Raw genomic sequence first — 262 nt, 5'->3', positions numbered from 1 at the left:
CTGATTCACGCGTGGATCGCGCGTCATCGGGATGAAGGAACGGCGCTGCTGCAGCGCATGGTTCGAATGCCGAGCACGCAAGGCAATGAGCGGGAAGTTCAGCTGCTCGTTGCCGATCAGCTGCGTGAGCTTGGCTTGGATGTCGAGGTGTGGGAGCCGAACGGCGAAGAGCTTGCGGGGCATCCTTATTTCTGCTCACCGCGCAGCCGGTTTACCGGGAGCCCCAACGTTGCAGGGGTGTTGAAGGGGACCGGCGGCGGAC

The 262-nt window shown here is 63.0% G+C and carries 1 pseudogene; it reads left to right on the top strand.

The annotated features are described in order from the left end of the window. Positions 1-57: 57 nt before the first annotated feature. Positions 58-262, top strand: a pseudogene (locus tag KVT27_RS25125) (peptidase); the annotation flags it as partial.

The sequence above is a fragment of the Lysinibacillus sp. GbtcB16 genome (assembly GCF_019091145.1).
Classification (GTDB): domain Bacteria; phylum Bacillota; class Bacilli; order Bacillales_A; family Planococcaceae; genus Lysinibacillus; species Lysinibacillus fusiformis.
The sequence above is the reverse complement of the archived record's forward strand: the minus strand, read 5'-3'. Positions and strand labels throughout refer to the sequence as shown.